Annotated in this window: 20 protein-coding genes and 1 tRNA gene; 12 read left to right on the forward strand and 9 right to left on the reverse strand. The window is 63.3% G+C overall.

Features of this window, described 5'->3' with window-relative positions:
* Nucleotides 1-763 precede the first annotated feature (763 nt).
* Nucleotides 764-997, reverse strand: a complete 234-nt coding sequence (locus AC07O3_RS01950) for a hypothetical protein (RefSeq protein WP_495338454.1) — start codon at nt 995-997, stop codon at nt 764-766.
* Between the two features lie 80 nt (nt 998-1,077).
* On the opposite strand from AC07O3_RS01950, the gene AC07O3_RS01955 reads away from it, so the two are divergent.
* Both AC07O3_RS01955 and AC07O3_RS01960 read left to right on the forward strand, forming a co-directional pair.
* Entirely contained in the window at nt 1,078-2,283 is a 1,206-nt protein-coding gene (locus AC07O3_RS01955; protein ID WP_495338455.1) for an AAA family ATPase, read from the forward strand.
* Nucleotide 2,284: 1 nt separating this feature from the next.
* A complete protein-coding gene (locus tag AC07O3_RS01960) occupies nt 2,285-3,046 on the forward strand; it encodes a hypothetical protein (RefSeq protein WP_495338456.1) in 762 nt (253 codons plus the stop codon).
* 338 nt (nt 3,047-3,384) lie between these two features.
* Here AC07O3_RS01960 and AC07O3_RS01965 read toward each other — a convergent pair.
* The 4 genes from AC07O3_RS01965 to AC07O3_RS01980 all read right to left on the reverse strand — a co-directional run bounded on the left by AC07O3_RS01965 (nt 3,385) and on the right by AC07O3_RS01980 (nt 6,323).
* Nucleotides 3,385-3,461, reverse strand: a tRNA-Pro gene (locus AC07O3_RS01965).
* Between the two features lie 51 nt (nt 3,462-3,512).
* The gene (locus AC07O3_RS01970) at nt 3,513-4,217 is read right to left on the reverse strand and encodes a glutathione binding-like protein (RefSeq protein WP_093054305.1); all 705 of its coding nucleotides are present in this window, start codon (nt 4,215-4,217) and stop codon (nt 3,513-3,515) included.
* 105 nt (nt 4,218-4,322) lie between these two features.
* Complete coding sequence (locus AC07O3_RS01975) at nt 4,323-4,595, reverse strand: UBP-type zinc finger domain-containing protein (protein ID WP_307613974.1); 273 nt, start codon at nt 4,593-4,595, stop codon at nt 4,323-4,325.
* A gap of 45 nt (nt 4,596-4,640) precedes the next feature.
* On the reverse strand, nt 4,641-6,323 hold the full coding sequence (locus tag AC07O3_RS01980; RefSeq protein ID WP_426392783.1) for an FAD-dependent oxidoreductase: 1,683 nt from the start codon (nt 6,321-6,323) through the stop codon (nt 4,641-4,643).
* 172 nt (nt 6,324-6,495) lie between these two features.
* Between AC07O3_RS01980 and AC07O3_RS01985 the strand changes: the two genes are divergently transcribed.
* Genes AC07O3_RS01985 through AC07O3_RS01995 form a run of 3 tightly spaced genes read left to right on the forward strand, consistent with a single transcriptional unit; the run spans nt 6,496 to nt 10,182 of the window.
* Entirely contained in the window at nt 6,496-7,383 is an 888-nt protein-coding gene (locus tag AC07O3_RS01985; protein WP_495338457.1) for a GNAT family N-acetyltransferase, read from the forward strand.
* A complete protein-coding gene (gene ppk1 / locus AC07O3_RS01990) occupies nt 7,380-9,701 on the forward strand; it encodes a polyphosphate kinase 1 (RefSeq protein ID WP_495338458.1) in 2,322 nt (773 codons plus the stop codon). Before AC07O3_RS01985 ends, ppk1 begins: the two co-directional genes overlap by 4 nt.
* Nucleotides 9,702-9,720: 19 nt before the next feature.
* Nucleotides 9,721-10,182, forward strand: coding sequence for a SixA phosphatase family protein (locus tag AC07O3_RS01995; RefSeq protein ID WP_176928784.1), 462 nt, complete (start codon nt 9,721-9,723; stop codon nt 10,180-10,182).
* Nucleotides 10,183-10,203: 21 nt separating this feature from the next.
* Here AC07O3_RS01995 and AC07O3_RS02000 read toward each other — a convergent pair whose 3' ends face one another.
* The gene (locus AC07O3_RS02000) at nt 10,204-11,724 is read right to left on the reverse strand and encodes a Ppx/GppA phosphatase family protein (RefSeq protein ID WP_495338459.1); all 1,521 of its coding nucleotides are present in this window, start codon (nt 11,722-11,724) and stop codon (nt 10,204-10,206) included.
* Nucleotides 11,725-11,984: 260 nt separating this feature from the next.
* On the opposite strand from AC07O3_RS02000, the gene pstS reads away from it, so the two are divergent.
* From pstS to phoR, 7 genes are read left to right on the forward strand one after another with little or no spacing between them, the layout of a single operon-like run.
* Nucleotides 11,985-13,019 carry a phosphate ABC transporter substrate-binding protein PstS gene (pstS, locus tag AC07O3_RS02005; RefSeq protein WP_093054315.1) on the forward strand — a complete coding sequence of 345 codons (1,035 nt, stop codon included), beginning with the start codon at nt 11,985-11,987 and terminating at the stop codon, nt 13,017-13,019.
* Between the two features lie 30 nt (nt 13,020-13,049).
* Nucleotides 13,050-14,132, forward strand: a complete 1,083-nt coding sequence (gene pstC, locus AC07O3_RS02010) for a phosphate ABC transporter permease subunit PstC (RefSeq protein ID WP_093054317.1) — start codon at nt 13,050-13,052, stop codon at nt 14,130-14,132.
* On the forward strand, nt 14,129-15,013 hold the full coding sequence (gene pstA / locus AC07O3_RS02015; RefSeq protein WP_093075052.1) for a phosphate ABC transporter permease PstA: 885 nt from the start codon (nt 14,129-14,131) through the stop codon (nt 15,011-15,013). The genes pstC and pstA overlap by 4 nt, the downstream gene beginning before the upstream one ends.
* A 20-nt stretch (nt 15,014-15,033) precedes the next feature.
* Nucleotides 15,034-15,813: a phosphate ABC transporter ATP-binding protein PstB gene (pstB, locus tag AC07O3_RS02020; RefSeq protein WP_021007056.1), complete on the forward strand. Its 780-nt coding sequence runs from the start codon at nt 15,034-15,036 to the stop codon at nt 15,811-15,813.
* A gap of 16 nt (nt 15,814-15,829) precedes the next feature.
* Nucleotides 15,830-16,531: a phosphate signaling complex protein PhoU gene (phoU, locus tag AC07O3_RS02025; RefSeq protein WP_093054321.1), complete on the forward strand. Its 702-nt coding sequence runs from the start codon at nt 15,830-15,832 to the stop codon at nt 16,529-16,531.
* A gap of 27 nt (nt 16,532-16,558) precedes the next feature.
* A complete protein-coding gene (phoB, locus tag AC07O3_RS02030) occupies nt 16,559-17,251 on the forward strand; it encodes a phosphate regulon transcriptional regulator PhoB (protein ID WP_007836652.1) in 693 nt (230 codons plus the stop codon).
* A gap of 44 nt (nt 17,252-17,295) precedes the next feature.
* Complete coding sequence (gene phoR / locus AC07O3_RS02035; RefSeq protein WP_176928775.1) at nt 17,296-18,633, forward strand: phosphate regulon sensor histidine kinase PhoR; 1,338 nt, start codon at nt 17,296-17,298, stop codon at nt 18,631-18,633.
* 7 nt (nt 18,634-18,640) lie between these two features.
* Here phoR and AC07O3_RS02040 read toward each other — a convergent pair whose 3' ends face one another.
* The 3 genes from AC07O3_RS02040 to AC07O3_RS02050 all read right to left on the reverse strand — a co-directional run bounded on the left by AC07O3_RS02040 (nt 18,641) and on the right by AC07O3_RS02050 (nt 22,069).
* On the reverse strand, nt 18,641-19,984 hold the full coding sequence (locus AC07O3_RS02040; RefSeq protein WP_495338460.1) for an MATE family efflux transporter: 1,344 nt from the start codon (nt 19,982-19,984) through the stop codon (nt 18,641-18,643).
* Nucleotides 19,981-21,720 (reverse strand): hypothetical protein, encoded by a 1,740-nt coding sequence (locus AC07O3_RS02045; protein ID WP_495338461.1) that lies wholly within the window; start codon nt 21,718-21,720, stop codon nt 19,981-19,983. The genes AC07O3_RS02040 and AC07O3_RS02045 overlap by 4 nt, the downstream gene beginning before the upstream one ends.
* 79 nt (nt 21,721-21,799) lie before the next feature.
* Nucleotides 21,800-22,069 carry a type B 50S ribosomal protein L31 gene (locus AC07O3_RS02050; RefSeq protein ID WP_019653042.1) on the reverse strand — a complete coding sequence of 90 codons (270 nt, stop codon included), beginning with the start codon at nt 22,067-22,069 and terminating at the stop codon, nt 21,800-21,802.
* Nucleotides 22,070-22,141: the final 72 nt, after the last annotated feature.

A 22,141-nucleotide genomic window follows, 5' to 3' on the forward strand; every position in this document is an offset into this window, starting at 1 on the left:
CGATTTGGATCGACCATGGGCCTGCCAAGGCCCGGCTTGCACCCTTTGTGTCATTCAGGGGGCTCGGAGGCCCGTAGGCGACCTGCCCCCGTGGCGCGCGGTCTTGACCCCGCCACGCCTGCCCGCTAAATGGGTCTCTTTCGTCGGGTCGGTCGAAGCAGCTTGCGGCCAAGCGCCGTGCCGCGTGGCGGCCCGCCGCCGCTGCTTCGGCGGCGGCGGGAAATGACGGGCTTTGAGGATGCAACGTGGGCCGATTGACAGGTGTCGAGGGGGCGCAACGCCGAGGGGCAATTCCAGTATGGGTTCGGGGAAAGCCTGATTTCCTAATCTGGGTGGCGAAATCGGCCGCGAACCCGCATGGCGCCTAGCGCCGGACAGGTTAGGCCTCACCCTAATTTGACCTAACTACAACCCTGATTTTTTTCTAAGTTGTTGATTTGTATGGAGTTTTGGTTTTTCAAAAGTCAGAGCGCGGCACCCTGATCTGGTTAGGTTTAGGTTAGGGAAAAATCAGGTTTGTCAGAAGTGCGGAAATCCGCATGGATAAAGGCTCTGCTGGGTGTTTGGGGTGGTCGGTTAGGAAGATCAGGCTTTTCCCGACCCCTCCCCGGAATTCTGGGGCGACTAAATGGACGGCAGTGCGACGGCCGGATCTGGTGCGCAAGCTTTGGGCGAAAAAAAGCCCGCTGAAGCGGGCTGCTGGCGATGGCCATGACGTTCCTGTGTTGCCCCGGGGGCCCCAGCGGGGGAGGGCGTCACACTTTTACTGCAACGCGACCTCGGTGCCATCGGCGGCCACCATCACGCCTGGTGAATGCTCATCGATCTCGATGCGCACGCCCATATGCTTCTTGGGCATGGTGATCGTCTTGCCATGGTTGCTCGTGACGAGGCTCATGGAGTGCAGATACTGGTCGCGCAGTGCTGGGCTCAGCACGAACTTCTGCGGATAAGCGTTGTTGTTGGCTCTCCAGTGCGCGGAGAGTTTTTCGGTCAACGTGAGCGCCTGGCGTCAGCCTTGGAGGAGGTTGACGAACCGTGCCATCGAATTGACTGGGCGAGAGCCTACACTAAGCCATGGCCAACACATCCGACGCTACTAGCGTCCCGCGTCTACTAAGCATTTCCTACTCTGAGTTTGAGGAGGACACGACTCGAACGTGGCAGTTGGATAAGTTTGAACTGCAGCCTATCAATCTTGTAGTTGGACTAAACGCCACGGGCAAGTCTCGCTTGCTTCGGGTCATCCACGGACTAGCGCGAATGATTGACGGTTCGGTGAGCCCTGTAAAGCTCACGACGGGTAGCTATAAGGCTACGTTTAGTGCGCCGTCTTTAGATGACGTAATCGTCTACGAATTTACTATCGTAAAGAACAAAATTGTTTCGGAGCGATTGCTTGTCGATGCTGCAATTAAATTGGATCGAAAAGAAAATGGAACAAGTCGCCTGCGCTTTGAGAAAGAAAAGACGTCCATTGATGTTCAGATTCCCGCAATTTTATTGGCGGTAACTGCTAGGCGTGATGCTGTGCAGCACTCTTTTTTCGAACCATTGCATGATTGGGCTGCAACGGTAAAACTGTTTTCATTTACTCTTATAGAACAGTCTCAATTTACCGCGTTTGAGGGTAAGATTAATTTTGAAATGATGGGGGCAGTGCCGCCGCATGAAAATTTTCATGTGCTCATGAAGCTCGGAAAAGACCGTTTTGCGCACGCCTTCACTTCATCCGTTTTACAAGATATGAGGCGGCTTGGTTACGATTTGGAGAGCTTCGCACTGAAACCCTTAGCAGGCGTGTCGCTGCCAATTCCGACGTCTTTTGCACCTAAGGGTGCGGCTCAAACCTTAGTTGTCAGAGAAAAAGGCGTGCAAACCGAAATACCTCAATTTGCGATGTCGTCAGGAATGATTCGTGCGTTGGCGTCTCTAGTCTTTTTGCACGTAAGTCGTCTGTTGAAGAAAAGAGATTGCTTGATAATAGACGATATTGGCGAGGGCCTTGATTTTGATCGCTCAACCAAGCTAATAAAAATCTTCATCGAAGAAGCTCAAAAAGGATTTCTGCAGTTAGTCATGACGACGAACGATCGTTTCGTTATGAATTCTGTGCCTCTCGAAAACTGGTCAATTATACAAAGAGATGGTGGAAAGGTCGTTGTCTTTAATGAGCGAAACTCGCCGGAAGCATTTGAGGAGTTCGAAGAGCTAGGATTTAGCAATTTCGATTTCTTTTCAAGAAAAGGATATCTTAGACACGGGCGAGCAAGCGATAAATGAAATGAAGCGCACGCTTTTTTTGGTGGAAGGTCAAACGGAGCAAATATTTCTTTTCAAATTTATTGAAGAAATGTGTGCGCTTGGAAAATATGTCGTTTTCCTTGAAAAATATCATGCGGGTCAGATTTTGAGCATCGCTAAAAAGGGTGTGCCCGAAGAGGACGCAACGCACCGTATTCAGATTATGAATATGCAAGGTGATGAGTCTGTGAATTCCTATATCCGCGATAATCTTGCTGCTATAAAAAAACGTGGAATTGATTTGGTGTTTGGGCTTCGTGATAGATATACGGGTAGTAGTACGAGGGCCAAGGTTAATCCTGCCAAGATCGATGCGTGGACTGAAGGTGAGAGCAAGAGCCACGACCTGGTCGTTGAAATAACGGTTGCAATTGAAGAGGTTGAGGCGTGGTTTCTGTCGGTGCCACAATTTTTTTTGAAATATAGCGAAAAGCTCGATATTCCTGCGGTCAATAAAATTGTTGGATTTGATCTCGAAGAATATGATGTTGAGCAGCTGGAGCATCCTGCCTCGTTGATAGATAAAGTGCTGAAGTCTGTTGAGATGAGCTATCGGAAGCGCGCGGCAGATTCGCACAAGATTGCCTCAGGCCTAGACTATGAAAGTCTGTATCTCACTAAGGCAGATAAGTTTGGGCCCCTCGGCCGACTGGTGAGTCAGCTCACGCGAGCGCTGCCAGACACTGTCAACTTAATCCCAATTCCAACCGCAAAAGGTGAGTTGGGCGCTGTGAGCGACTAGAGTTCTCGCTATCGCCATACACAGGCTTGTGGCTTCTTCACGGCGCTATGCATGCTCAAAGTGTAGGCATTCTTGTAGGCATTTTGGGAAAGATGGTTCTACAACCCGCATGAACTCTGAGGCTTTGGCTCCCTCCCTCAACTCCCCGCGGCTTCGACTGCTGGTTGACCTGGGCGGACGAGGTGGAGACGCTGAAACGCCACCTGTTGAGGTTCAGTGCCGAGCCTGCGACGGAATAGGTCGTGGCTGCCGTTAGAAAGATGGCAAACGGTTAGAAGAAGGCCCCAGAAACGAAAATGCGGACAACCACCTAAGTGATTGTCCGCATTACGTTTTTTTGGTCGGGGCGAAAGGATTCGAACCTTCGACCCTCTGGTCCCAAACCAGATGCGCTACCAGGCTGCGCTACACCCCGACAAGCCTTCTATTCTAGCCCGGATATTGGCCGATCCCCGAAGTTTCTCAGTCAGCGTTTCTCGTACTGCGTCTTGCCGAAGAGAATCTCGCGTTCTTTATCGCCGGTGATCGGCTTGCGCAGGTCAGCCAGCACCTTCACGCCGCGCTGCACGGCTGGACGCGCTGCGATGCCATCGAACCATTCCTTCAGGTGCGGGAAGTCGGTGAGGGTGATGCCCTGGTTTTCCCAACTGCGCAGCCACGGGAAGATGGCGATGTCGGCAATCGAATAGCTCTTGCCCGCGATGAACTTGTTCTTCGACAACTGCTTGTCGATCACGCCGTAGAGGCGCTTGGCCTCGTTGCTGTAGCGGTCGATCGCATAGGCGACCTTCTCGGGCGCGTACAGCCGGAAGTGGTGCGCCTGGCCGAGCATCGGGCCGACGCCCCCCATCTGGAACATGAGCCACTGCAGCACGTCGTAGCGTTCACGGTCGCCGGTAGGCAGAAATTTGCCGGTCTTGCCCGCGAGGTAGACGAGGATGGCGCCTGATTCGAAGAGCGAGATCGGCTTGCCGTCCGGACCGTCGGGGTCGGTGATGGCGGGGATCTTGTTGTTCGGGCTGATCTGCAGGAAGTCGGGCGCGAACTGGTCGCCCTTGCCGATATTCACGGGGTGCGCGTGGTAGGGCAGGCCGCACTCCTCCAGCATGATGTGAATCTTGTGGCCGTTCGGCGTGGGCCACGAATAGACCTCGATGGGCGATGCAGGCATGTTGTCTGGCACTCCGGTGGATTTGATGCGAGCCCGGCAGCTTATACGTGCGAGTTCAAACGCGTGCAGGCGCGGGAATTCATTCGCAATCTGCCAGACGGGATCTCAGCCGACCTGCTTCTCGTGTGCGTTGCACCACATCCAGTCTTCGCCGGGTTCGAGCGACTGGATGACGGGATGGCCTTCGGCGTGCGAATGCCTTGTTGCGTGACGGTTCTTCGACGAATCGCAGCAGCCCACATGGCCGCAGTGCACGCACAGGCGAAGGTGGACCCAGGTGTCGCCGGTCTTCAGGCAGTCTTCGCAGCCGCGTTGGCCGTGCTGGATATGAGGCTGCGCGATCTCGGCGGGCACGTGGTCACAGGGTTTGATGGGCAACGTCGGGCTCCTTTGTCTTGACGATGGATTGATTAGGGGCGCGCTTCAGGCGACGGCCGAGGCCTGCGACAGGTGCTGATGAATCAGCGCGACCGCGGCCGCGCCCTCACCGATGGCGCCGCCCACACGCTTGACCGAGCCCGAGCGCACGTCGCCCACGGCGAACACGCCCGATACGCTCGATTCGAGCGCCGTGGACGGCCGCGCCGGAAAGCCGCTGCTGGCGGCGGTGCCCGTCAACACGAAGCCGTGCTTGTCAACCGCCACGCCGCAGCCGTCGAGCCACGAAGTCTCAGGCTCTGCGCCGACGAACAGGAAGATGTTGCGCGCCGCGCAGTCATGTTCGTTGCCTGAGGTGTGACAACGCCATGTCGCGCCAGTGAGGCCTTCGTCGGAGCCGCCATGCAGGCGTACGAGCTCGGTGTGCGGCTGCAGCGAGATGTTCGGCGTGGCCTCGATGCGGTCGATGAGGTAGCGCGACATGCTGGCCGCCAGCGACGGCCCGCGCACCAGCACGTTGACCTTGGCCGCGTGGCGCGACAGGAACACGGCGGCCTGGCCGGCCGAGTTGCCGCCGCCGACCAGCGCCACTTCTTGCTGCGAGCAGATCTTTGCCTCGATGGCCGAGGCCCAGTACCAGACGCCGCGGCCTTCGAATTCGGCGAGGCGAGGAACATCGGGGCGGCGGTAGCGTGCGCCGCTGGCGATGACCACCGTGCGCGCGTGGATCGTACGGCCGTCTGCCAGTGCAATGGCAAGGCTTTCGAGCGGGTTGTCGCGCGAGCAGTCGAGCGACACGACCTTGGCCGGAATCAGCATCTCGACGCCGAACTTCTGCGCCTGCACGAAAGCGCGCCCCGCCAGCGCCTGTCCCGAGATGCCGGTCGGAAAGCCCAGGTAGTTCTCGATGCGCGCGCTGGCGCCGGCCTGGCCGCCGAAGGCGCGGCAGTCGAGCACGATCACGCGCAGGCCTTCCGAGGCCGCGTAAACAGCGGTCGCCAGGCCGGCCGGCCCGGCGCCGACAACGGCCACGTCGAACAACTCGTTGCGCTCGGCGGTGTCGACCATGCCGAGGCAGCGCGCCAGCGCCTCGTCGGCCGGGTTGACCAGCACCGAACCGTCAGGGCACACGGCCAGCAGTTTGCTGGCGCCGTACTGCGCGAGCAGCGCGGCCGCGTCGGGGTCTTCGGCGGCGTCGACCAGGTGATATGGATAGCCGTTGCGGCGAAGGAAGTTTTCCAGTCGTGCCATGTCGGGTGACTGGGGCTGGCCGATCAGCACCGGGCCGCTGGCGCCGGACTCGATCAGCGCCACGCGCCGCAGGATCAGCGCGCGGGTGATGCGCTCGCCCAAGTCGGCTTCGGCCACCAGCAGCGCACGCAGTTGCGCGGGCGATACGAGCAGCGCTTCGACGTCTTCGTCGGCATGGCCGTCGACCAGGGCAGGGCGGCCGCTCAGCTGGCCGACTTCGGCCAGGAATTCACCTGGCCCTTGCCGCACGATCGGCACTACATGACCAAGGCCGTCGCGTTGCGTGACGGCCACAACGCCTTTCAGCAGCACGAACATGCCGGGGCCGGTTTCGCCTGCCGTAAATAGTCTGGTGCCGCGTGCGAATTGCTGAACACTGCCAAAGCGTGCAATGCGCGCAATCTCAGTGTCACTGAGGACGGGGAAAGTCTGGTGAAGGCGGCTGCTGTCGGTGCCGGTTGCGTTGGTGGTGGCCATAGGTGGAGCTCCATTTCGCGAATCCACCGCATTAGACGACGAAGCGGCGCCAAGCGGTTTGCAGGCGTTTCACAGGCGGCTTTGGGCTGTAACAACGTCACGTGCCTGCAATGTTCCTGACATGCCCGCTTCATCGCAGGTGCGGAGACTCCCTCGGCAGAAAGGGTTCCCCATGAAAGAACTGCCCAACCCGACGTTTCCGCTTTCGCAGATCGGGCTGCGCGCGGCCTTGTGGCCCGCTCCTGCAACCGGTGTGTCTACCGCTGTTGCTGCTGCCCGCACATCGGTGCCCCAGGCGCCCGCTGTCATCCTGCCGCCGGCCGTCGAGTCCAAGCAAGGCATCACCGTGGGCTGGGCCCGCCACCTTGATGACGTGCGCGCTGCCCAACGCCTTCGCTACGACGTGTTCGTCGGCGAAATGGGCGCCCGGGTTTCGTCACCGCTGGCCGGCCACGACATCGACCTGTTCGACGACTTCTGCGAGCACCTGCTCGTGCGCGACGAACTGACCCAGCAGGTCATCGGCACCTATCGCGTACTCACGCCTGCCCAGGCCCGCCGCGTCGGCAGCACCTACAGCGATACTGAATTCGACCTCACCCGCCTGCGCGACCTGCGCGAGCGCATGGTCGAGCTGGGCCGCAGCTGCGTGCATCCCGACCACCGCCAGGGCGGCGTCATCCTCGCACTCTGGGGTGCGCTGGCTGGCTTCATGCACCGCAACAAACTGGACACGATGATTGGTTGCGCGAGCATTCCGATGTCACACAACGGTGTCACGAACGGCGACGCCGCAGCCAGCATCTGGCGCCAGGTGTCGGCCAAGCACATGGCACCGATCCAGTATCAGGTGCAGCCCCGCCTGCCGTTGCCGGTCGAGCGGCTCGACAGCACGCTCGACGTGGAGCCGCCGGCGCTCATCAAGGGCTACCTGCGCCTGGGTGCGAAGGTGCTCGGCGCACCCGCCTGGGATCCGGATTTCAACGCCGCCGACCTGCCGATGCTGATGCGCATCGACGATCTGCCGGCGCGCTACCGCAAGCACTTCCTGGGCGCATGAAGCCGGCGGCCGACCGGCCCGAAACCGGGCCGCCCGCTTCTACGCTTGGCGCTGCCAGCCAGCACGCGGCTGGCTCAGAGGCGTCACGGGATAGTCATGGAACTGTCACAAGAGGGGTTGACACTGTCATATTTCAGCCTACGTGTTCTCCTGTGCCGCTTGCTCCAGAATCAGTGCCCATGTCACCCGCCTCCGCAGATCCGTCGCTTGACGTTGCGGCACCCACGTTCACATTGCTGGACCGCGACCACAGCATTCTTTCGTTCAACGAGCGTGTGCTCGACTGGGCGCATCGCAAAGAGGTGCCGCTGATCGAGCGGCTGCGCTACCTGTGCATTGTTTCGTCGAATCTCGATGAATTCTTCGAGGTCCGCGCCGCACCGCACCTGATCGCGGGCAGCGCTGGGGACCACAAGGGCACTTACACGGTCGAGTCGTTCGAACGGCTGGCCGAGGCGGCTCACAAGCTCGTGGCGCGCCAGTACGCGCTGTACAACGACGAGCTGATGCCGACGTTCGCGACGCACGGCATCCACATCATTTCGCATGGCGAGCGCAACCCGGCGCAGCGCAAGTGGGTCAGCGAGTATTTCGAGCGCGAAGTGCGCCCGTTGCTGATTCCAGTCGGCCTCGACCCGGCGCACCCGTTCCCGCAGGTGGCCAACAAGTCGCTCAACTTCATCGTGAGGCTGGGTGGCAAGGATGCTTTCGGGCGCGAAAACCCGATCCAGATCGTCAAGCTGCCGCGAGTTCTGCCACGTCTGATCAAGATGCCGGCCAAGGTGTCGGATGGCAAGACGCTGTTCGTGGCACTGTCTAGCGTGGTGCGCGCGCATCTGGCGAGCATGTTTCCGGGGCGCGAGGTGGGCGATTTCTCGCAGTTCCGCGTTACCCGGCATTCCGACCTTGCCGTGGACGAGGAAGACGTCAAGAACCTGCGCACCGCGTTGCGCCAGGGGCTGCAGCACAGGCACTATGGCCAGGCCGTGCGGCTGGAAGTGTCGGCGAGCTGCGCCGAGTCTCTCGCGAGTTTCCTGCTGGCGCAGTTCAACCTGCCGCCCGAGGCGCTGTACCGCGTGCATGGCCCGGTCAACCTGGCCCGGCTCACGCAACTGGCCGACCTGCTCGACGAGCCGCAACTGCGCTTTCCGCCGTATCCGGCTTCCTACCCCGTTGCGCTGTCGCCCGGGCAGTCGTTCTTCGAGCGGCTGCAGCGCGGCGATGTGCTGATTCACCAGCCCTTCGAAAGCTTCGAGGGCGTGCTGGCCTTCCTGCGCGAAGCGGTGCTCGACCCGCAGGTGCTGGCGATCAAGCAGACCATCTACCGCACGGGCGCCGATTCGGAAATGATGGATCTGCTGCGCGAAGCCGTGCGCCGCGGCAAGGAAGTCACGGTAGTGGTGGAGCTGAAGGCTCGCTTCGACGAAGAGGCCAACATCAACTGGGCTGAAATGCTCGAATCGATCGGCGCGCAGGTGGTGTACGGCGTGGTCGGCCTGAAGACCCACGCCAAGATGCTGCTGGTGACGCGGCGCGAGGGCAAGCAATTGCGCCGCTACGGCCATCTGTCCACGGGCAACTACAACCCGCGCACTGCCAGGCTCTACACCGACATCAGCCACCTCACGGCCGATCCGATGCTGACGGCCGACATGGAAGCCGTGTTCGTGCATCTGGCGAGCCAGAGCCGCTTGCCCAAGCTCAACCGCATGTGGCTGGCGCCGTTCGACCTGCACAAGAACATCGTGGCGCAGATCGATGCGCTGGGCCTGGCCGCAGCGGCCGGCCAGTCGACGCGCATCGTCGCCAAGATGAACGCGCTGACCGACGACGAGATCATCGCCTCGCTGGTCCGTGCGGGGCAGAAGGGCGTGAAGATCGATCTGATCGTGCGCGGCGCATGCACGCTGCCCGCGCAGGTGCCGGGGCTCACCGACAACATCCGCGTGCGCTCGGTGATCGGTCGCTTCCTGGAGCATTCGCGGGTCTTCTATTTCCGCAATGGCGAGGATGAATCGCTGTACCTGTCGAGCGCCGACTGGATGAACCGGAACATGATGCGGCGCATCGAGCTGGCGTGGCCTGTAACGGACCCGGGACTGCGCCAGCGGCTGATCGACGAATGCCTGGTGGCCTACCTGCACGACGGGCGCGACGCCTGGGATCTGGGCGCGGACGGCATCTACACGCGCGTCGATCACGATACGCATTCGGGCGAGGCAGGCGCATCGCCCGTCGTCGAGGCCCACGGTGCGCAGGCCGCGCTCATGAACCGCTACGCATCCAGAGGGCATCTCAGAGATGCATCCAGCAACTGAAGATCGAAAGACGATGACCATGGACTTGATCTTCTGGCGTCACGCCGAAGCCGAGGACTGGACCGAGGGTTGCGACGACATGCAGCGCTCCCTCACCGCGCGCGGCGAAAAGCAGGCCAAGCGGATGGCCACTTGGCTGGACCGTCAGTTGCCGGACGGCACGCGCATCATCTGCAGCCCCGCGCGGCGCTGCGAACAGACTGCGCTGGCGCTGGGTCGCAAGTACAAGCTGCGCTCAGAGCTCGCGCCCGACACGACGGCAGAGGCGCTGCTTGGCGCGGCCGGTTGGCCCAACGGCAAGTCGGTGGTGCTGATGATCGGCCACCAGCCATCGGTGGGGCAGGCTATCTCCCTGCTGCTGGGCCTCAAGCAGGACAGCTGCCCGGTTCGCAAGGGAGCACTGTGGTGGATTCGCACGCGCGAGCGCGACGGCGATGTGCAGACCGTCGTTGTGACGGTGCAGTCGCCGGAACTGCTCTAACTAACTAATGGGGCGGCTGGCTCAGCAGCCGCTGAGCTCGACGCGCCAACTGCTGATCTTCTGCCAGGCCAGCACTTCTTCGCGCAGGAGGTGCGCCGATTGCGGAAACGCCTCGGCCCAGTCCGGGGCACAAACAATGGTGAAGGCCCGTACGCCCAGCGCCGCGAGGTGCAGCGCTTGCGGATCAGGGTCGCGGCGCGCGTGGCACAGGATCACCGCGAGCCGAAGTGACAGCAACTGCATCACGAAGGTCTCATCGTCCAGCGATGCTTCGAGCTTGCGCAGCTTGCCGCGCTGGCCCAGCACCAACTGGCCGAGCGCGTGCATCTCGTTCACCGCAAAGCCGGGCGCGTCGGTGTTGTCGAGGATGTAGGCGCCGTGCTTGTGATAGTCGCTGTGTGAGATCAGCGTGCCGATCTCGTGCAACTGCGCCGCCCAGCCCAGCTTGCGCAAGGCCCGGCCAGCCCGGCTTGATGTACTGCCGCCGCGCGCGGCGGGGGAGAGCTGCACGAACAGTGCGGCGGCCGTTTCGCCCACTCGCTTGGCCTGGGTCGTGTCGACGGTGAAGCGATTGGCCAGCCGCGCCACCGTGGCGGTGCGCATGTCGGCCACGCTTTCGTCGCGTTCCAGCAATTCATAGAGCACGCCGTGGCGCAGGGCGCCCTGGGCGACTTTCATTTCCTGGATGCCGAGCAGGTCGAACACCGCGCGCAGCACGCTCACTCCGCCGCCGATGACGGCCTTGCGGTCTTCCCGCATGCCGTCGATGCGCAGCTTGTCGGCGCTGCCGGCCTTGAGCAGGCGGTCGAGCAGCCAGTCGAGGCCTTCGCGCGTGACGAGGCCGGGTTTGCCACCCGCCGCGGCCAGCACGTCGCCGACGGCGCCGATGGTGCCGGACGCGCCGTAGGCCACGTCCCACTGGTCGCGGGTGTAAGTGGCGAGGGCGTCGTCGAGCACGGCCTTGGCAGCCACTTCGGCCGCGCGAAAGGCGCTGGCGGTAAACAGGCCTTCGCCGAAGTGTTTCATCGACCAGGCGACGCTGCCGACCCGGTACGACTCCATGCGGTCGGCCTCGAGGGCGTGGCCGATGATCATTTCGGTTGAGCGCCCGCCGATGTCGACCACCAGCCGGCGCTCGCTGTCGGAGGCGTCGGTGTGCGGCAGCATGTGCGCCACGCCCTGATATATGAGGCGGGCCTCCTCCCGGCCCGGGATCACGTCGATGCCGAAGCCCAGAATGGTGCGTGCGCGCAACAGGAATTCTTCGCGGTTGCGCGCTTCGCGCAGCGTTTGCGTGGCCACGGCCCGAACCTGCGAACGCTTGAAGCCGGCCAGGCGTTCGCCGAAACGCGCGAGCGCGTCCCAGCCTCGCTGCATTGCCTCGGCCGTGAGGTTGCGCGCGCTGTCCAGGCCGTTGCCCTGGCGAACCGTCTCCTTGAGATATTCGGTGCGGTGGATCTGGCCGTGGTCGACCTGTCCGATTTCGAGCCTGAAGCTGTTCGAGCCCAGGTCGACTGCTGCGAGGCGGGTGCCGTTTTGCATGTGGTTCTGAAGAAGAAGGCGGTGTCTTTGTGTTTGATCGTAGCGCCGTGACAGGGCGCGCCACCTCTCGGATCGCGCAATGGCGAGGTTTGGAAGGCTAGGCGCGGTGCATGACGGTTATGTGACAGCGTCACACGAACCGCCGGGGGAATAAAGGCATTTTCCCTCGACAGAGGGGTGTCACACCGATGTCACACAAGCTTTCTAGAGTCCGTCCAAGCCCGAAAAAGGGACTACTTCTTACTTCTAAAGGAAGCTTCATGAAAACGACGTTCAAATTTGCAACAGCCGGCCTGGTGGCCGCGGTGTTCTCCATTCCCGCCTTCGCACAAGACGTGACCGGCGCTGGCGCCAGCTTCCCGGCACCGCTGTACGCCAAGTGGGCCTCTGACTTCAACAAGGCCACCGGCGTCAAGATCAACTACCAGTCGGTCGGCTCGGGCGCCGGCATCAAGCAGATCGAAGCCAAGACCGTCGACTTCGGCGCGTCGGACGCCCCCCTGAAGGACGACGAACTGCAGGCCAAGGGCCTGATGCAGTTCCCCACCGTCATCGGTGGCGTGATTCCCGTGGTCAACATTCAGGGCATCAAGCCCGGCGAGCTGAAGCTCAACGGTCAGGTTCTGGGCGACATCTACCTCGGCAAGATCACCAAGTGGAACGACCCCGCCATCAAGGCACTGAACGGTTCGCTGGCCCTGCCTGACGCCGCCATCGCCCCGGTTCGCCGCGCCGACGGTTCGGGCACCAGCTTCCTGTTCACCAACTACCTGAGCAAGGTCAACGCCGAGTGGAAGACCAAGGTCGGCGAAGGCACGGCCGTGAACTGGCCCACCGGCGCGGGTGGCAAGGGCAACGAAGGCGTCGCCGCTTTCGTGAACCGCCTGCCCAACTCGATCGGCTACGTCGAGTACGCCTACGTGAAGCAAAACAAGATGACGTACGCCCAGCTGCAGAACGCCGCCGGCACCTTCGTGTCGCCCGACGACTCGGCATTCAAGGCCGCCGCCGCTGGTGCTGAATGGAGCAAGAGCTTCTACCAGGTGCTGACCAACCAGGCTGGCAAGGACGCATGGCCCATCACCGGCGCCACGTTCATCCTGATGCACAAGGTGCAGGACAAGCCCGCCAACGCGACCACCGTGCTCAAGTTCTTCGACTGGGCCTACAAGAGCGGCGACAAGACGGCCGACGATCTCGACTACGTGCCGATGCCTGACGCCGTGAAGGCCACCATCGCCAAGGCATGGGGTGATGTGAAGGATGCGTCGGGCAAGGCCGTCGCGTTCAAGTAAATCTACCTATCAGTCCAGGACGGCGCGCCCATGAGCAATTCTTCGCTCCAGGACGCGCCGCTTTCGTCTTTGCCGGAGCGACCAGTGTCATCCACCTTTCCCGCTGCCACCACCTCTCTCGACCTCGCGGCCGAGCGCGGTCGTGCTACTGCACCCCCGCCGCCCGTGAAGGCTCCGCGCTCCGGCCCGATGGCTGACCGGCTGTTCGGCTGGGCCGCCAAGGGCGCCGCGCTGCTGACGCTCGCGATGCTCATCGGCATCCTGTTGTCGCTGGTTGTCGGCGCCTGGCCCGCCATTTCGAAGTACGGCCTCGGCTTTCTCACGAGCAGCGTGTGGGATCCGGTCAAGGAGGAGTACGGCGGCCTGGTCATGATCTACGGCACGCTGGCCACTTCGATCATCGCGCTGGTGATCGCGGTGCCGGTGAGCTTCGGCATTGCGCTCTTCCTGACGGAACTCTCGCCCAACTGGCTCAAGCGCCCGCTGGGCACGGCCATTGAACTGCTGGCGGCGGTGCCTTCCATCGTCTACGGCATGTGGGGCCTGCTGGTGTTCGGCCCGATCCTTTCCACCTGGGTGCAGCAGCCGCTGCAGAAGCTGCTCAGCGGCGTGCCGTACCTCGGCGCGCTGGTGTCTGGCCCGCCCGTGGGCATCGGTATCCTGTCGGCCGGCATCATCCTCGCGATCATGATCATTCCGTTCATCGCTTCGGTGATGCGCGACGTGTTCGAAGTGACGCCGCCGCTGCTGAAAGAGTCGGCCTACGGCCTCGGCTCCACCACCTGGGAAGTCGTTTCCAAGGTCGTGCTGCCTTACACCAAGGCCGGCGTGATCGGCGGCATCATGCTCGGCCTCGGCCGGGCGCTGGGTGAAACGATGGCGGTCACGTTCGTGATCGGCAACATGAACCAGCTCAACTCCCTTTCCGTGTTCGAGGCTGCCAACAGCATCACCTCGGCACTCGCCAACGAATTCGCCGAAGCCGGCGCGGGCCTGCATCAGGCCGCGCTGATGTACCTCGGCCTCGTGCTGTTCTTCATCACCTTCGTCGTGCTGTCGCTCTCCAAGATGCTGCTGGCCAAGATGAAGAAGAGCGAAGGAACCAAATCGTGAGCACCGCCCAGAATCTTCTCGCGGCCAAGGCATTGGCCGAAACGCGCCAGGCCAAGTTTGCCTCGCGCAACCGCGTCAACAAGATCGCGCTCACGCTGTCGCTCGCCGCGATGGCCTTCGGCGTGTTCTGGCTGGTCTGGATCCTTTGGGAAACGTTGCGTCAGGGCGTGGGCGGCCTCGCCCTCGCCACCTTCACCGAAATGACGCCGCCGCCAAACGAGGCGGGCGGTATCGCGAATGCGATCTTCGGCTCGTTCGTGATGGTGATGCTGGCCACCTGCGTGGGTACGCCCATCGGCATCATGGCCGGCATCTATCTGGCCGAATACAACCCCAAGGGCTGGCTCGCCTCGGTCACGCGCTTCGTCAACGACATCCTGTTGTCGGCGCCGTCGATCGTGATCGGCCTGTTCGTGTATGCCGTGGTGGTGGCCTATTTCAAGACCTTCTCGGGTCTGGCCGGTGCGATTGCACTGGCGCTGATCGTGATTCCGGTCGTGATCCGCACCACCGAGAACATGCTGCAGCTGGTGCCGCCTGGCCTGCGCGAAGCGGCCTACGCGCTCGGCACGCCGAAGTGGAAGGTCATCCTCAGCATCACGCTGCGCGCTGCCCGCGCCGGCGTGGTCACCGGTGTGCTGCTGGCCGTGGCTCGCATCGCCGGCGAAACCGCACCACTGCTCTTCACCGCACTGAACAATCAGTTCTGGACCGCTGACGTGAGCCAGCCAATGGCCAGCCTGCCGGTCACGATCTTCAAGTTCGCGATGAGCCCGTACGAGAACTGGCAACAGCTGGCATGGGCCGGCGTGTTCCTGATCACTGTCGCCGTGCTCGCCCTCAACATCCTGGCGCGGGTCCTGACGCGCAACAAACACTGAACCCAGCAGAAGAAGACAACATGCCAAATACCGTTGCACAACCGTCGCGCTCGAAGATCTCGGTCAAGGACCTGAATTTCTACTACGGCAAGTTCCACGCGCTCAAGGGCATCAACCTCGAGATTCCCGAGAACAAGGTCACGGCCTTCATCGGCCCGTCGGGCTGCGGCAAATCGACCCTGCTGCGCACCTTCAACCGCATGTTCGAGCTTTATCCGGAGCAGCGCGCCGAAGGCACCATCGCCCTCGATGGCGAGAACCTGCTCACCTCGAAGCAAGACGTGGCACTGATTCGCGCCAAGGTCGGCATGGTGTTCCAGAAGCCCACGCCGTTCCCGATGTCGATCTACGACAACATCGCCTTTGGCGTGAAGCTGTTCGAGAACCTCTCGGCCAGTGAAATGGACGACCGCGTTGAATGGGCCCTGAAGAAGGCCGCGCTGTGGACCGAAGTGCGCGACAAGCTGCAGCAAAGCGGCTCGGGCCTCTCCGGCGGCCAGCAGCAGCGCCTGTGCATTGCGCGCGGCATCGCGATCAAGCCCGAAGTGCTGCTGCTCGACGAACCCTGCTCGGCGCTCGACCCGATCTCGACCGCGAAGATCGAGGAACTGATCGCCGAACTCAAGAATGAGTACACGGTGGTCATCGTGACGCATAACATGCAGCAGGCCGCCCGCTGCAGCGACTACACCGCCTACATGTACCTCGGCGATCTGATCGAGTTCGGCGCCACCGAGCAGATGTTCTTCAAGCCGCAGCGCAAGGAGACCGAGGACTACATCACCGGCCGCTTCGGTTGAAGTCAAAGGAGACAACATGACCGAGAAACACCTTTCCAGCCAGTTCGACAGCGAACTCAACGGCGTCTCGTCGCGCGTGATGGAGCTCGGCGGCATGGTCGAGTCGCAGATTCACCAGGCCGTGTACGCGCTGCTGCAGTTCGACGTCGAAGCGGCCGACCGCGTGATGGAGACCGAGCAGCGCGTCAACGCGATGGAAATCGACATCGACCGCGAGCTGTCTTCGATCATTGCGCGCCGCCAGCCCACGGCACGCGACCTGCGCCTGCTGATCGCCATCAGCAAGACCACCGCCAACCTCGAGCGCGTGGGTGACGAGGCCAACAAGATTGCGCGCATGGTCAAGTCGATCATCGAGAGCGGTTCGGCCCGGCAATTGCCGACGACCGAGCTGCGTATCGCGGCGGACCTGGCCTCGGGCCTGCTGCGCAAGGCGCTCGACGCATTCGCGCGGCTCGACACCTCCGCAGCGTTGTCCATCCTCAAGGACGACGACCTGATCGACAAGGAGTTCGATGGTTTCGTGCGCAAGCTGGTCACCTACATGATGGAAGACCCGCGCACGATCTCCGCCAGCCTGGACCTGCTGTTCCTGGCAAAGGCCATCGAACGCATTGGCGACCACGCCAAGAACATCGCCGAATTCATCATCTACATCGTCAAGGGCGCCGATGTGCGGCACACTTCGATGCAGGAAATCGAGTCCGCGCTGCAGTAACAACAGCGGCAAGACTCCCAAGAAAGCATGAAGAAACCCCGTGTCCTTATCGTCGAAGACGAGTCCTCGATCGCCGAGCTGATCGCCGTCAACCTGCGCCACAACGGCTTCGAGCCGATCTGGTCGGAAGATGGTGCTGCGGCCCAGCGTGAGATCGACGCCTTCCTGCCGGATCTGATCCTGCTCGACTGGATGCTGCCCGGTCAAAGTGGCCTGCAGCTCGCGCGCCAGTGGCGCAAGGACCCGCGCACCAAGGCCATCCCGATCCTGATGCTGACCGCGCGCGGCGACGAACCCGACAAGGTCGCCGGCCTTGATGCTGGTGCCGACGACTACATCACCAAGCCGTTCTCGACCCAGGAAATGCTGGCCCGCATCCGTGCGGTGCTGCGCCGCCGGGCACCGGAAGTGGTCACGGAGCGCGTCGAGATCGGCGAGCTCGCACTCGACACCTCCACGCACCGCGTGACCTGGCAGGGCGGTGCCCTGAAGGTCGGGCCGACCGAGTTCAAGCTGCTGGCCTATCTGATGCAGCATGCCGAGCGTGTGCACAGCCGTGCTCAGCTGCTCGACAAGGTATGGGGCGACCACGTCTACATCGAAGAGCGCACGGTCGACGTGCACGTCAAGCGCCTGCGCGAATCGCTGGGTGCGGCTGCGCCGATGGTCGAAACCGTCCGCGGAGCGGGCTACCGCCTGACCGCCCAAGTCACGGTTTGACCGCCGTGGCACCCTTTGGCCGCGGGCGCGGATAATCGCCCGCCATGCCTTTCCGAATTGCTACATTTTTAATAGCGTCCCTCTTAATAGGAGCGGGCGCTATCGTCATTTTTGGATGGAAGTTCGGGTGGCTGGGCGCCTGGCTGGGTGCGGTACTCTGGCTGGGGCTTGACGCCTGGCGCGCCGAGCGGCTGATGCGGGTGTTGCGTAACGATGCCGCCGGCCTGCCGTCGCGCGGGTCCGGCGTGTGGGGTGAGTTGTCCGAGCGCATCCGCAAGCTGCTGCGCGACCGCGAGCAGCAGACCCGGCAGGCCGAAGACCGGCTGCAGGAATTCCTGGCCGCCATCCAGGCGTCGCCCAATGGCGTGGTGTTGCTCGACGAGCAGGGCCGCATCGAATGGTGCAACCAGACGGCGGCCAGCCAGTTCGGTATCGACGCCGAACGCGATCTGGCACAGCACCTCGCCAACCTCGTGCGCGATCCGGCTTTCGTTGCCTACCTCGCGTCCTGGAATTACAGCCGCGACGTGGTCATCGACGCCTCCGGACTCGGCCATGGGCATCAGCGCGGTCATCCGGTGCGGTTGTCGGTGCAGGTGCATCCCTATGCCGGCAATCGCCGCATGCTGCTGACGCGTGACATCACGGCGCTGGAGCAGGCCGAGGCGATGCGGCGCGATTTCGTGGCCAACGTGTCGCATGAAATCCGCACGCCGCTTACGGTGCTGGCGGGCTTCGTCGAGACGCTGCAGAACCTGCCGCTCGATGCGGAAGAGCGCACGCGCTATCTGTCGCTGATGGGGCAGCAATCGCACCGCATGGAGACGCTGGTGAACGACCTGCTGACGCTGTCGCGGCTGGAGGGCAGCGCGGCACCTTCGGGCAACCAGTGGATCCGCACTCGTGCGCTGCTCGCACAGTGCGAAGACGAGGGGCGAGGGCTGTCGGGGCGTCTGACGCCGCAGGGGCATCGACTGTCGTTCACGGTCGACGCGGAGTCGGAACTGTCGGGCGCGCCAACCGAGCTGCAGAGCGCGATGTCGAACCTGCTGAGCAACGCCATCCGCTACACGCCCGGCGGCGGCGAGGTGGCCGTGAGCTGGCGGACACTGCCTGACGGGCGCGGCGAATACGCCGTGAAGGACACCGGCCCCGGCATCGCCGCCGAGCACATTCCGCGGCTGACCGAGCGCTTCTACCGCATCGATCGCAGCCGCTCGCGCGAGACTGGCGGCACGGGACTGGGACTGGCGATCGTCAAGCACATCGCCCAGCGGCACGGTGCCGAACTGCGTATCGAAAGCACGGTGGGCAAGGGCTCCCGCTTTGCTCTGTTGTTTCCGGCAGCGCGCGTGCGGGAAGCGCGAGTGCTGGCCAAGTAGGCGCGGCTTATCTCGCGCGCTGGCGCATCGTCCAGCGCAGCAGTGCACCGAACAGCAGGGCCGTCAGGGCCAGCGCGGCGGCGCTCATGATCCAGAACGCCAGCGGTGACTGCATGGCCGCCCAGGGGCCCAGACCGTGGTACGCCAGCAGATAGCTCCCGCCCAAACCCAGTCCCCACAGCATCGCGCAATAGATCACCAGCGGCGCCAGCGTGACCCGGTAGCACCGCAGCACGAACACGCAGAAGGTCTGCACCGCATCCGCGAAGTGATACAGGGCCACGGCCAGCAACAGCGCGCCCGCCATCGCGATCACGGCCGGGTTGTCGGAATACACGTTGGCGAGCTCGTAGCGCAGCACGGCCATGGCGGTGGCATAGAACAGTGCGCACAGCGCCGTCAGTTCGAAGCCCAGCCGGCAAGCGTGGCGAGCCTTGGCTGCGTCCCCGGCGCCGAGCCAGAAGCTCACGCGCGCGCTGGTCGCGATGGCCAGCGACAGTGGGGTCATGTAGGCCACGGCCAGCAGGTTCGACGCGATCTGGTGCGCCGCTGCGGCTGTGGCGCCGAGGCGAGCGATGAACAGGGCCATCAGCGTGAACGAGGTCACTTCGACCAGTACCGCCAGGCCGCCTGGCACGCCGAGCCGCGCGAACTTGCGGATCTGCTGCCAGTCGGGCGCCTCAAGGCGCTTCCAGAGCCCGTAGTCGCGGTAGAACGGACGGTTGCGCAGCAGCCAGATGGCGCAGCCGAGCATCGCCCAGTTCACGCACAGCGTGGCCCAGCCGCAGCCCACGAGGCCCATGGCCGGCAGGCCCGCGCCGCCGAAAGTGAACCAGATCGACAAGGGCAGCTTCACGACTAGCGAACCGAGCTGCAGCCAGGTCACGAGTTGAGGCCTGCCCAGGCTCTGGTTGAGCGTGCTGAACAGGCGGAAGAGCAGAGCCGGCGCCAGCGCAAAGGCCAGCACTGCGAGATAGGCTTCGACTTCGCCGCGCATTTCCGGCGGCACCTGGGTCCATCGCAGGGCTGCGCCCGGCAGCAGCAGGATCGTCATGCCGACCACAACGGCAATCGCGGCGAGGTATAGCGATTGCCGCACCGAGCGGCCCACTTCACCGCCGCGGCCGCCGCCATGTAGTTCGGCCCAGACCGGCAGCAGAGCTTGCAGCACGCCCATCAGCGAGACGTATACGCTGACGAAGATGGCGGCGCCGACCGAGAGGGCGGCCAGCGCGTGCTCGGAGTAGCGGCCCGCGATGATGGTGTCAGTCACGCCGAAAGCCATCACGGCCAGCTGGCCCACGAGCACCGTGCCCGCGTGCCGCGCGATCAGAGCCCGTTCGCTCCTCACTGCGGCGTGATCTTCTGGTAAAGCAAGAGGTCGTCGGCCGCGCTGCTGGGGCGGCGCAGCGTGCCGGCAAAGCGCCACTGGTCGAAGGGAATGATGGTGTGCAGGCGCTCGATGGTTTCGGGGCTAGCGAGCAGCCACGGGCAGTCGGTGCCAAGCAGCAGCGGCTGCACGTTGAAGTTGCCGTGGTGGCGCAGCGCCGCAATGTGCGGACGGCTGAGCGCGAGCTCGGCGATGCAGCGCGGCTGGCCGACGCGTTCAGCCACGGCGCGCACTTGCGGCGCGAAGCTGCGTGCGTAGTCGATGGGCGGCAGCCATAGCGTCATCAGCAGCATCCAGCACAGCGCCGTGCCGCCGGCTGGCAGCACCAGCGTCTTCCAGAGCGCAGCGCGGTGCCGCCCCGTGCGCCAGCGCACCAGCCAGCACCAGGCGATGGTTGCAGCCACGGCGAGCGCCACGGCAATGGGAGAGAGCTCGGGCACGAAGCCGGGCACCAGTCGCGTGACGCTGGCGGCCGGTTTGGGTGGAACGCCGGTCTGCATGGCGATCCAGTAGATCCAGCCCAGCACGGCGAGGCCGCTGAAGAACAGTACGTTGAACCAGTCGATCAGCGCCGCGGCGCTGCGCCGGAAGGTGGGCAGGGCGAATGCGGCTAGCGTGGCGAAGGCAGGCAGAGCCAGCAGCAGCGAACGGTCGGAGTAGTCGGTGGTCCAGGTGGCGGCCAGCGGCACCAGCGCGAACCAGAAGGGCAGCGCGACGTGGCGCGACGTGAGCTGGCGCCGCCAGCGCCACAGCGTCCAGATGGCGAGCGGCCAGACCGGCCAGGTGAACCACAGCAGCAGCTTGGCCTGGCTGCGCACGTCACCGAGCAGCGAACCACCGACCACGGTGATCTTCCATGTCGGCAGCTTCAGGCTGAACACCAGCACCGCCGCCAGCACCGTGATGCCGATCATCGTGAGGAGGGCACCTCGTGTGTAGCCGGGGCCGTTGTCTTCGTTGTTGTCGGCGTTTTCGCGTTCGGACTGCGCGGCAAGCCGGCGTTCGTACGCGATGTACAGCGCGCTGCCGATGGCCAGCGCGAGCCCGACGGTGGGCGCGCCGCTCAGCGTAATGCCGATGGTGCCCACGGTCAGCGCGATCACCGGGCCGGTGCGGCGGTAGGGCAGTGCGGCCACGCCATAGAACAGGTGCGAGGCGAAGAACAGCTGCGCCAGTGCGGGGGTGGTCTCGTGGCCGAGCTGGGCCAGGCCGAGGCAGGCGATCAGCGCCAGCAGGCCGCCGTCGGCGATGGCGCGTGCGTAGTCGGTCGGCCGGGCCTCGCCGCCGAAGGCAAAAGCCACGGGCTGGGCGCGCGCCGTGCGGGCCAGGTAGTACACGGCGTACCAGGTGGCGGTGAAGGCGCCCCAGAGCAGGAACGCGAACGCAACGCGCACGGCCAGGTCGGGGTTCAGCCACGACGGGGCGATCTTGATGGCCAGTGCGCCGATCCAGTACGGGATCAAGGCGGGGGTTTCGGGGCGCAGGCCCAGCAGCATGGGATCGAACCAGCGTGCGATGCCTTCGGTGCTGCGAGCCAGTTCGGACATGTAGCCGAAGGCCGTGATGTCGGCGCTCTTCCAGGGACCCCGGCCAACCAGGCCCGGCAGCAGGTAGGCCGCGCACAGCAGAAGCAATGCGATGCGCGGCAGCCGGCGCACGGCGCTCTGGGCAACGATCGCGGGAGTGGGCAGGTTCAAGTGGCGGAAAAAGGCAGGATTCAGAAAGAAAAAGGGCAGCGCGGTAAACCGGGCTGCCCTCGACGCAAAAGCGCGTGCCTTACTTCGAAGCAGCGCCGGTGGTCTTGCCGAAGCGGTTGCGGAACTTCTCGACGCGGCCGCCCATGTTGTCGACCGACTTCTGAGTGCCGGTGTAGAACGGGTGCGATTCGCTCGTGGTGTCGAGCTTGAACAGCGGCAGTTCGCGACCGTCGTCGGTCTTGCCCATTTCCTTGGTGTTCGCGCACGAACGGGTCACGAACTTGAAGCCGTTCGACATGTCGACGAACAGAACTTCGCGGTAATTCGGGTGGATGCCTTCTTTTGCCATGGTCTTTCCTTTTGCGCTGTTGGAATCAATGCGCGGTCGATGCGAGAGCCACGTGCCGGACGAAGCTGCCCA

It is taken from the genome of Variovorax sp. GW821-FHT09D05 (assembly GCF_059416325.1).

Bases quoted from the DNA above. Each gene is read 5' to 3' on its own strand.
- AC07O3_RS01955 (WP_495338455.1), top strand. From the start codon at position 1,078: ATGGCCAACACATCCGACGCTACTAGCGTCCCGCGTCTACTAAGCATT.
- AC07O3_RS01960 (WP_495338456.1), top strand. From the start codon at position 2,285: ATGAAGCGCACGCTTTTTTTGGTGGAAGGTCAAACGGAGCAAATATTT.
- AC07O3_RS01970 (WP_093054305.1), bottom strand. From the start codon at position 4,217: ATGCCTGCATCGCCCATCGAGGTCTATTCGTGGCCCACGCCGAACGGC.
- AC07O3_RS01980 (WP_426392783.1), bottom strand. From the start codon at position 6,323: ATGGCCACCACCAACGCAACCGGCACCGACAGCAGCCGCCTTCACCAG.
- AC07O3_RS01985 (WP_495338457.1), top strand. From the start codon at position 6,496: ATGAAAGAACTGCCCAACCCGACGTTTCCGCTTTCGCAGATCGGGCTG.
- ppk1 (WP_495338458.1), top strand. From the start codon at position 7,380: ATGAAGCCGGCGGCCGACCGGCCCGAAACCGGGCCGCCCGCTTCTACG.
- AC07O3_RS01995 (WP_176928784.1), top strand. From the start codon at position 9,721: ATGGACTTGATCTTCTGGCGTCACGCCGAAGCCGAGGACTGGACCGAG.
- AC07O3_RS02000 (WP_495338459.1), bottom strand. From the start codon at position 11,724: ATGCAAAACGGCACCCGCCTCGCAGCAGTCGACCTGGGCTCGAACAGC.
- pstS (WP_093054315.1), top strand. From the start codon at position 11,985: ATGAAAACGACGTTCAAATTTGCAACAGCCGGCCTGGTGGCCGCGGTG.
- pstC (WP_093054317.1), top strand. From the start codon at position 13,050: ATGAGCAATTCTTCGCTCCAGGACGCGCCGCTTTCGTCTTTGCCGGAG.
- pstB (WP_021007056.1), top strand. From the start codon at position 15,034: ATGCCAAATACCGTTGCACAACCGTCGCGCTCGAAGATCTCGGTCAAG.
- phoU (WP_093054321.1), top strand. From the start codon at position 15,830: ATGACCGAGAAACACCTTTCCAGCCAGTTCGACAGCGAACTCAACGGC.
- phoB (WP_007836652.1), top strand. From the start codon at position 16,559: ATGAAGAAACCCCGTGTCCTTATCGTCGAAGACGAGTCCTCGATCGCC.
- phoR (WP_176928775.1), top strand. From the start codon at position 17,296: ATGCCTTTCCGAATTGCTACATTTTTAATAGCGTCCCTCTTAATAGGA.
- AC07O3_RS02050 (WP_019653042.1), bottom strand. From the start codon at position 22,069: ATGGCAAAAGAAGGCATCCACCCGAATTACCGCGAAGTTCTGTTCGTC.